Source organism: Acinetobacter lwoffii (assembly GCF_024129735.1).
Taxonomy (GTDB): domain Bacteria; phylum Pseudomonadota; class Gammaproteobacteria; order Pseudomonadales; family Moraxellaceae; genus Acinetobacter; species Acinetobacter lwoffii_H.
Genome location: NZ_JAMXXK010000043.1, coordinates 22739 through 29853 on the forward strand (window position 1 = coordinate 22739; position 7115 = coordinate 29853).

Consider the following 7115-nt stretch of genomic DNA (forward strand, 5'->3'; position numbering starts at 1 on the left):
GTGTTAATGGTGTAATTAGTGTCAAATATTTCACTGATTGTTGGTTTGGGTAACCCAGGTTCTGAGTATGCCCAAACCCGCCATAATGCAGGCTTCTGGTTCGTAGAACGCCTTGCAGAGCAATATGGCATTACCCTCAAAAAAGACCCGAAATTCAACGGATTTAGCGGTCGTGGCAATATCGAAGGTCAAGACGTCCGTCTTCTTCTACCGACAACCTTTATGAACCTTTCCGGCAAAAGTGTTGTTCCTTTCGCCAAATTTTACAATATCGCACCTGAATCGATCCTGATTGCCCATGATGAACTGGACATGAATCCCGGTGTCATTCGCCTGAAAACTGGCGGTGGTCACGGTGGTCATAATGGTCTACGCGATATCGTGCCGCATATTGGTTCAAACTTCCATCGCCTGCGTATTGGAATTGGTCATCCTGGTGCCAAAGACCGTGTTTCCGGTCATGTGCTCAGTAAAGCACCTAGCAGCGAACAGAATTTAATGGATGATGCAATTTCCCATGCGCTCGCCCGCACAAAAATGCTGGTGAACGGTGAAGTACAGCAAGCCATGAATCAAATCAACGCATATAAGCCGAACTAAACATTCAAAAATTGCTGGACAATTCCGCTTGCCAGAAAGTTTATTTAAGCGCAAAATGCGTTTGCTCGATTGTTCACCATACAGCAAGCAAGATTGATTTAACCAAATGATCAAACTCTTAGGTCAACTCAGGGGACGCTAGCCATGCTATCTCGTTTATTAAAATGCAAAATTCACCGCGCTCACGTTACACATGCAGAACTACACTATGAAGGTTCATGTGCAATTGATGGCGTTTTGATGGATTTGGCTGGCATTCGTGAATACGAAGAAATTCATGTGTGGAACGTGACCAATGGTAAACGTTTTGCAACTTATGCAATTCGTGGCGAAGACAATTCAGGCATCATTTCAGTCAATGGTGGCGCTGCGCATCAAGCCGATGTAGGCGATATCGTGATTATTGCAACCTTTGGCGATTTCACTGAAGCTGAAGCGAATGCCCATCAGCCTCGCTTGGTTTATGCTAACCCAAATAATACAGTCAGCCACACCGCCAACTGTATTCCGGTACAAGTCGCATAATCTGATCAGACCAGATACCCAAAAGCTCGCACATTGCGGGCTTTTTTAATACCCGAATATTGACCTATTTAACTGCCCTCTCGCCAGCTTTTAGAGCTTTCACAGTTTAAGGGTTTTAATTGTTGATCCAGCAAATCAAATAACAAGGCCTTGCCATTTTCCTTCACTTTCAGCTCTGCAAATTTGGCGTTACGATAACAAGGCTCCAGACCCTCGGGGAACATGAAACTGTTAGCAGCAGGATACAAAGCCTCAAAAGTATTGCGTGGGTTTTTCAGCATTAATCGGGCTACACGTTCCGATTGATTGAGTGCACTTCGATCAAAACTGGTTTTAATAACTTTGCGCTGCTGATCCAGCTGCACATAACTCATCACATGAGATTGATTTTTAAAATCTTCAATTTTGATATCAGAAACAGACTGTTCGGAACCATTCTCCGCTGCCACTGCGCTAAAATGCAGATCATAGTTCAGTGCCATATAATCCCCTTGCAGGATCGAACGCGGATCGACTGGCGCCAACTCGACGAAAATGGACTGGCTGTTCACTAAATGATGTTCATGTTTCAGGATCAATCCCACAAAGAGCAGAATACTGAATCCGGCCAGAATCAGAGGAAGAAACTTTTTCATGCAGTTTCCTCCTGACCAGGTCTAATCCTTACCTGCTTTAAGCCATAGACCATGCACCAAACCATAAGACCTGAGATGAAAATCGTTAGGCTCTTTACCAGGAAACTCAGCCCCAGATTGTAATACAGCATCCATAACCAGAAGATCAGCAATAAAATCGACAGAGCTTGCATCAGTCGTTGCTGATAGACTACAGCCCAGGCCATGAGCAGCATAATGATAAAAATTTCAAAATAGCCCAGCAGGATCAGTAATAAACCCAGAACCGGAATTAACCAGAGCCATTTTTCAGAAAATTGTTGCCAGTTTTGCCAAATAAAACTGAACAACAATAAGCTCGGAAGAATATAAAATAACAGGACTTGGTCAAAGCTGATCTGTCCAATGCTGTGCCAGTGCTCTAATCCGGTCACCGCCTGAACCACCGCTGAACCTGTCAGCATGGCAATCATCCAGAGAAAGATACTTTTCTGATAATGCGAAGATTGCCAATAACGCGCTGTTAGGAATATTCCGATGAAAATGACATAGTTCAAGCTGAGTATGATACTGATCACCATGTCATCATGTTTAAAAGAATTCTCTAAGACCAGAACCACGATTGCTAATGCATGCGTCATCAGCAGCTGTAGGGTCAAAATAGACCAGTGCATCCGTTTGATGGTAGTAAGCCCCAGCATTAATAATTGCAGCAGCCAGACTACAACCATACTGTCGGTCAGCAGTTCTGTATGAATTAAAACTGCTGCCTGACCACAGATCCACAAGCAATAGGCAAACTGGTGCATAAAAACTGAAGCCTGCTGACCCAGCAGTTTCCAGGCGATGCCTATAAAAATGATCCCCATTAAAATCGAAAATGCTTCCCAGTAAGTCAGTAACAGGACTGCAAGAATAATCCCCGAAATCCAGGCACCGAGTGCCAGAGGAATCACAGAAAATTTGGTTTGTGGAAAAATTCTATTTAAAGCAAAACTAATTAAGGCAAACCAGCCAAAAATCAGCACAGCTAGCACAAATAGTCCAGTAGCTGAATTGGTCAGTTGATTTTCAACCAGTTCAAATACCCATAAGCTCACACTGGCAGCCAAACCTGCAATGAGAAGAATGGCTTCTAGCGCCTGATGTTTCCTATAAAAATAAAATGCGGCACCTGTCGGTAAAACAACTGAAGAAGTTAAATAGATCAGCTTAGAGTGATGAATAAACTGCATCATGCTGCTGATCGAAATCACGATCACAAATGCGATAAACAGAAAACGTAGCAGCGCGTAATAGCGCATGGCATACGCAAAGCTAAGTGCTGTCAGCAAATTTAGACCGAGCAAATACAACCCTTCTGCTCTTCCCATCCAGAAGCTCTGTTTAAAATACAGATACAACGTCAGCTGGCTCACTACGCAAAGCATGACAAAAATGCCAATATTGGAGCGATAGAGCCATGGTAAGAGCAAGGCTGACCAGAGCAAAAATAACAGATAACTATCTGCGCCAGTTTGATAAATCTGCCCAATCATTGCCAGACTTAAACCCAGCATGAGACCAGATACTGTATCCAGACTCTGTCTCACCCATTCCTGCTGGTCGAAGTAAATACTTGCTGTTGCACTACAGAGTAAAATCAGCATCGGGATTGCCAGCTGAACCGGATCCGGCAGCATCCACCAGTTCGCTGCCATTAAATACAGCAAACTGACCGTGATGAGTGCCAAGCCCAAGATTTTTAAATAACGTAGTACTTCTACATTGCAGAACAGCAAGGGCGAAAATTGATTATTTCGGATCAGCTCAGTTTTATGCATTGTTAGAATGATTGAAGGATTTCTAATCTTCCTCACACCATAGCATGTTTCCAGTATTTTGCTAAAAACCTGGGTAATTCAGATTATCTGTTTTGTTTATCTAAAATTCTGCAAATTACTTTCCATTTCAACCATCCCATCTTTTTAAAATCAGGACTATAATGTTCTTACATCGCTTCAGGGCGGGGTGTGATTCCCCACCGGTGGTAATTTCAGCTTTTTATAATTAGGCTTGAATTAGCCCACGAGCGGTCAATTTCGATTGATCTGCAGATCTGGTGCAAATCCAGAGCCGACGGTATAGTCCGGATGAAAGAAGACGAAAGCAGCACCAAGGCTGTATGCCGTGCATACACCTGTTTTTGCTATAAGCCTATTTTCACTCAGTCCTGAAATGTTCAATCATATTTTTAGTTTAGGTGAGCATTTCAATGTCAAGTTTGATTCAACCCGAAATTTTCTTTTCTGCTTTAGCCCCTGCTGAACAACGTATCCTTCAGGCACTCGAAGATCTCCGCCAAGGCAAACCTGTCTTGGTCATGGATGATTTTGACCGTGAAAATGAAGCCGATCTGATTGTGGCAGCTGAAACTTTAACTATAGAAACCATGGCGCGTATGATTCGTGATGGTTCCGGCATCGTTTGCTTATGTCTGACTGATGAGCTAGCAAACCATTTAGAGTTACCACCAATGGTACAAGATAACTCTAGCCAGTTTAAAACTGCCTTTACTGTAAGTATTGAAGCAGTAGAGGGTGTAACAACCGGTGTTTCTGCCAAAGACCGCACGACTACAATTAAAACAGCGATTAAAGACGGCGCAGTTGCCAGTGATCTGAATCGTCCTGGTCATGTATTCCCATTACGCGCCCGTGAAGGTGGTGTCTTAACCCGGCGTGGTCATACTGAAGGTACTATTGACCTTGCGCGTCTGGCTGGTTTAAAACCTGCCGGCGTGTTGTGTGAACTGACTAATCCGGATGGCAGCATGGCTTCTGGTATTCAAGTTCTCTCGTATGCACAGACGCATCAACTGAGCCTAATTACCATTGATGAACTGGTACAGTACCGCCAGCAACACAATATATAAGTCTATTTAAAAAGAAAATCCCGGCATTTGGTCCGGGATTTTTTGTGTCGTATATATTGATTGAATTAACTGAAGATGGAATAAATCCCATACAGTGCAACCATTAACAAGATCAAGCCACATAGCCCAAGTAAATGCGGATAAAGCTGAGACCGAGATAATCGCTGAAAACCCAGATACACCAGTGACAGGGTGAGAAAATCCAGAACAATCCAGCTAATTGTCAGAATCACCAAGCTTAAATCGAGGTTTGGGCTAATGCCTATAAATTGCGGAAAAAAGGCGGCAAAGAAAATAATATCCTTGGGATTAGAAATACCTACCAGAAAACCGGTACGAAAGCCACCCTGTACGGGCTGCAGGTTTTGTGGTCCAGTTGATCCCTGCCCTTGCCAGACTTCCCTGAAAATCTGAATTCCCAGCCAGGCAATATACAAACAGCCAAGTAGCTTAATGCCATTCAGCCAATTTTCGTTAACAACCAGAAGACCTTTTAGACTGAGAATGGATAAACCAATCAGAACCAGTGAGGCAAAGTTAGTCCCGAAAATAGTCTGCAAGGCATGCTTATAGCCGCCTTTGAGCCCAGCACTAGCGACCAGTAACATTACTGGTCCGGGCGTCGCGATCATGATTACTACGGCCAGACAATACAGCAGATATTCGGTAATATTCACCCCATTCCTCCTTGTCTAATATAGTCAGCATAAAAAAAGAGGACCTACTCGTCCTCTTCTTCCATCTGGATCAGATGCTGACTCATCCCATCAGCACGCAAGAATGCCAGATCATAACTGGCTTTTGCCAATGCCAATACTCGACGTTCAAATTCATCCCAAATTGGACGTACTTGTTTGTAATGAATGCCTAGGCCACTCTCATCAGTCAAATGCCGGTTTTTTTCACACAATTTTAATGCATGGTAGAGCTTACGCCCTTTACTGGCATCATCACGCAACCGCACCCGTTTCGACAGCACAAAGGCCTGCACTTTGACAAGATCGGCATGCGGTAACAGCGGCACCAGAATCTGATCCAGCTGTGCATCCAGGCGTTGCCACACAGCTCGATGCTGCTCGGCACTATACGCATTCCAGTGAATCACTTCATGATTAAAACGGCGGCAACCACGACATACCGCATCACCAAATACGGTCGAACAACGCCCTGCACATGGGGTTAAAGACGCAATACGACGATCTGAACTCAAAACACACTCCAAAGATACTGCAACTTTCAGTATCTGCATCACTGCACAAAATCCTGGGTCGGGCATGACTATACACGCTCTCTCCCATGAATTGAAGCCTGTTAAAAGACTTGCGTTTTACTCGCTTATTCACTCGAATCAAGCTAAAATATGCGCCTTTCAAATTATCATGCTACGTTGGAGTATTCCATGAACGCTACTGTAGAACAGCTTGCACCTGTAGAACAGCAAGCGACGACTGGTTGGGTTGTTGCCGCACTTTATCAATTCAAAGAAGTTCAAGATCCTGCCGATCTTCAGCAACGTCTTTTGGACCTGGTAAAATCCATCAACCTTTGCGGTACTCTAATTGTGGCAGGTGAAGGCATTAACGGTACGGTTGCAGGCGACCGTGCATCGATTGATCAAATTCACCAGTTCCTTCTAAATGAAGGTTTTAACGAAATGGAATACAAAGAATCTGACAGTTCTGAAAAGCCATTCCGTAAGATGAAAATTAAATTAAAAAAAGAAATCGTGACTTTAGGCGTGGAAGTGAAACCGCGTGATTTAGTCGGTCACTATCTTGATCCAAAAGAATGGAACGAACTGATTGCACGTGATGACGTGATTCTGGTTGATACCCGTAACGATTACGAATACAAAGCAGGTACGTTCAAAGGCGCGATTGATCCGAAAACTGAAAGCTTCCGCGAATTCCCTGAATACGTGAAAAATAATCTGGAACAGCACAAAGACAAGAAAATTGCCATGTTCTGTACAGGTGGTATTCGTTGTGAAAAATCAACCTCTTTACTTCTTCAAGAAGGCTTCACTGAAGTTTATCACCTGAAAGGCGGTATTTTGAAATACCTGGAAGAAACCCCGGCTGAAGAAAGCATGTGGGAAGGTGAATGCTTCGTGTTTGATGGTCGTACTGCCGTAACGCACGGTGTTGAAGAAGGCCAAAATACCAAGTGTCATGCGTGTGGCTGGCCTTTACTTCCAGAAGAAGTTGCCCTCCCAAGTTATGAACATGGTGTCTCTTGTGTGTACTGTATTGACAAAACCTCGGAGAAACAAAAAGAAGGTTTTCGTATGCGTCAATCACAAATTTTAGCAGCAAAACGCAAACGCCTCTAATTTGGCCTTTTGTAATGAAATATATAAAGACCCTCTTCGGAGTAATGCCAGTCAGTTAAGAAATTGACTGGCATTTTCTTGGGTATTTCTGCGGTTTTCCTTTCACAACTCGTGGGCAACTTCTAACCCT

Annotated in this window: 8 protein-coding genes and 1 riboswitch; of the genes, 4 read left to right on the forward strand and 4 right to left on the reverse strand. The window is 43.7% G+C overall.

The window, feature by feature from the left end; translation table 11 throughout:
• Nucleotides 1-18: 18 nt before the first annotated feature.
• Nucleotides 19-600 (forward strand): aminoacyl-tRNA hydrolase, encoded by a 582-nt coding sequence (gene pth / locus NI469_RS12075; protein WP_004280604.1) that lies wholly within the window; start codon nt 19-21, stop codon nt 598-600.
• 144 nt (nt 601-744) lie between these two features.
• Nucleotides 745-1125, forward strand: a complete 381-nt coding sequence (gene panD, locus NI469_RS12080; RefSeq protein WP_004280606.1) for an aspartate 1-decarboxylase — start codon at nt 745-747, stop codon at nt 1123-1125.
• A 68-nt stretch (nt 1126-1193) separates the two neighbouring features.
• On the opposite strand, the gene NI469_RS12085 is transcribed toward panD, so the two are convergent.
• Together NI469_RS12085 and NI469_RS12090 are read right to left on the reverse strand one after the other, a co-directional pair.
• Nucleotides 1194-1760 carry a GDYXXLXY domain-containing protein gene (locus tag NI469_RS12085; RefSeq protein WP_253175290.1) on the reverse strand — a complete coding sequence of 189 codons (567 nt, stop codon included), beginning with the start codon at nt 1758-1760 and terminating at the stop codon, nt 1194-1196.
• Complete coding sequence (locus NI469_RS12090) at nt 1757-3562, reverse strand: DUF2157 domain-containing protein (RefSeq protein WP_121979627.1); 1806 nt, start codon at nt 3560-3562, stop codon at nt 1757-1759. The genes NI469_RS12085 and NI469_RS12090 overlap by 4 nt, the downstream gene beginning before the upstream one ends.
• Nucleotides 3563-3732: 170 nt before the next feature.
• Nucleotides 3733-3887: riboswitch (FMN riboswitch) on the forward strand.
• Between the two features lie 106 nt (nt 3888-3993).
• Here NI469_RS12090 and ribB point away from each other — a divergent pair.
• On the forward strand, nt 3994-4653 hold the full coding sequence (ribB, locus tag NI469_RS12095) for a 3,4-dihydroxy-2-butanone-4-phosphate synthase (RefSeq protein ID WP_044108711.1): 660 nt from the start codon (nt 3994-3996) through the stop codon (nt 4651-4653).
• 65 nt (nt 4654-4718) lie between these two features.
• Here the strand turns inward: ribB and NI469_RS12100 are convergent, their stop codons facing one another.
• Nucleotides 4719-5330 carry a LysE family translocator gene (locus NI469_RS12100; protein WP_086044566.1) on the reverse strand — a complete coding sequence of 204 codons (612 nt, stop codon included), beginning with the start codon at nt 5328-5330 and terminating at the stop codon, nt 4719-4721.
• A 44-nt stretch (nt 5331-5374) separates the two neighbouring features.
• Nucleotides 5375-5863, reverse strand: a complete 489-nt coding sequence (locus tag NI469_RS12105; protein WP_227554943.1) for a DUF1289 domain-containing protein — start codon at nt 5861-5863, stop codon at nt 5375-5377.
• Nucleotides 5864-6052: 189 nt separating this feature from the next.
• On the opposite strand from NI469_RS12105, the gene trhO reads away from it, so the two are divergent.
• A complete protein-coding gene (gene trhO, locus NI469_RS12110; RefSeq protein WP_004645789.1) occupies nt 6053-6985 on the forward strand; it encodes an oxygen-dependent tRNA uridine(34) hydroxylase TrhO in 933 nt (310 codons plus the stop codon).
• The last annotated feature ends 130 nt before the right edge of the window (nt 6986-7115 follow it).